Source organism: Kitasatospora humi (assembly GCF_020907985.1).
GTDB lineage: Bacteria > Actinomycetota > Actinomycetes > Streptomycetales > Streptomycetaceae > Kitasatospora > Kitasatospora humi.
The window spans coordinates 1-1,926 of record NZ_JAJJPA010000127.1; the positions used below are offsets into that span (position 1 = coordinate 1).

A 1,926-nucleotide genomic window follows, 5' to 3' on the forward strand; every position below is an offset into this window, starting at 1 on the left:
AGCGAGTAGCCGGGGGGAATCTCACCCCCCGGCTCTCTCAGAACCGTGCGTGATCGTCTCCGATCACACGGCTCCCATCGTCCAGTCGTTCGCGGTCAGGGCTTGGTGAGTTTCCAGTGGGCGAAGAGTCCTGGCCACACGCGCGCGTGCTTGCCAAGGGCGTCTCGCGCCCGCATCCACCGCCCCCGGAACCGCTTGTACTTCTGCACGAGCCACCGCACCAGGTAGTCGTTGATGCGGTTGAGGCTGGGGACCAACGAGGACGGGAAGAACCTCCCGTAGTAGTTGATCCAGCCCCGCACGACCGGGTTGATCTCCCGGGCGAGCTGCTCCAGGGTCGCTCCGCTGCGCAGGTGCAGTCGCCAGCGGCGGATCTGCGCCCGGATGCGCTTGGCGGCCTCATCGCTGATGGCCGGGTTGAAGCTGAAGAAGTAGATCCCCAGCTTCGTCCGGACCTTGCGCACGCGAAACCCGTACCCCAGGAACGTGAACGAGGTGTGCTCGGCCGAGCCACGCCTCTTCCCGTCCTTGCAGTACACGAGGCGGGTCTTGTCGGGATGCAGAAGCAGCCCCCCGCACTCGGCCAGCCGCCCGGCGATCGCCTCACGCACCCGGTGCGCTTCGGCCTCGCTGCGGCAGTGGACCACCACGTCGTCGCAATACCGCTCGAACCGGACACCGGGGTACTCCCGGGCCATCCACAGGTCGAACGCGTAGTGCATGAACAGGTTGGACAACAACGGCGAGATCGCGGAGCCCTGCGGGCTCCCCCGATCCCGTGCGAGCAGGCTGCCGTCCGGCCGCTGGAGCGGGGCCTTGAGCCACCGCTCCACGTACAGCAGGATCCACCGCTGATCGGTGTGATGGGCCACCGCCTTGAGGACCAGGTCGTGATCGAGGTTGTCGAAGAACCCCTGGATGTCCATATCGATCACCCAGTCGGTACTCCAACACCGCTCCCGGCACACCTCGACCGCGTCCAGGGCACTGCGGCGGGGCCGGTAGCCGTAGGAGTCCGGGTGGAACACGGGTTCCACCATCGGCTCCAACACCATGGCCACCACCGTCTGCGCGATCCTGTCCGCGACCGTGGGCACACCAAGAACCCTGACCTTGCCCGACCCCCCTAGCTTGGGAATCTCCACCATCCGCACCGGCGGCGGGAAGTAGCACCCCGACGACATGCGATTCCACAGCTTGTAGAGGTTGCCCCGCAGGTCAGCCTCGAACTGCTCGATCGACTCGCCGTCGACGCCCGCCGCGCCCTTGTTCGCCTTGACCCTCAAATACGCCTCGAACACCAGGTGTTTCGAGATCTCGAACGACTTCGATCCGCTCATCTGGCTCATCCCGGGCACTCCGGTTGACCACCAAGCAGACCCAGACGACCCGTCCCCTTCGCTCCACCCGCATTACCGGGCTTCATCACTACTACGAGACGGTCTGCCCCCGTGCCCCGCGACGGTACTCGGCTCCTCGCGGCGTTGTCCGCTTGGAGTACTCCCTCTCGCCGCCAGCCCACCGGGCCGGCGGCAGTGTCGGGGCGACAGGTTCTCACGTTCCGTGCAAGAGCCCGGACCAGGCTCGCGCCGCCTACATGCCGGACGCCATCCGGGCAGTCAGCAGGCTCCCCCCGGACTTGTCCCGGAGCCCAGGTCTTGCCCCGGTTTCGACGCCACTGGAATTTGTTACGACACGTCATCAGCGGTTCGCTCTCGCTCGCCTTCCTGATCCATACCTGACGCGGTCACTGCCGCGCCTTTTGCCGCTGCGCTCACCACGACCGGCACTTGACCGGCGCAGCCAGCGGTGGTTTGGAGCCTCCCCCTGCAGGGCGACCCCGGAGGACCTACCTCCATCTCTCACACAGCACCGCGTCCAGAGGCTCTACATCGACGCCTCCTTCAGCGTTCGTGACACACGACC

At 66.3% G+C, this 1,926-nt stretch carries 1 protein-coding gene; it reads right to left on the bottom strand.

The window, feature by feature from the left end; genetic code table 11:
* Positions 1-95 precede the first annotated feature (95 nt).
* On the bottom strand, positions 96-1,340 hold the full coding sequence (gene ltrA, locus LN042_RS36670; protein WP_230055801.1) for a group II intron reverse transcriptase/maturase: 1,245 nt from the start codon (positions 1,338-1,340) through the stop codon (positions 96-98).
* Positions 1,341-1,926: the final 586 nt, after the last annotated feature.

Bases quoted from the DNA above. Each gene is read 5' to 3' on its own strand.
- ltrA (WP_230055801.1), bottom strand. From the start codon at position 1,340: ATGAGCGGATCGAAGTCGTTCGAGATCTCGAAACACCTGGTGTTCGAG.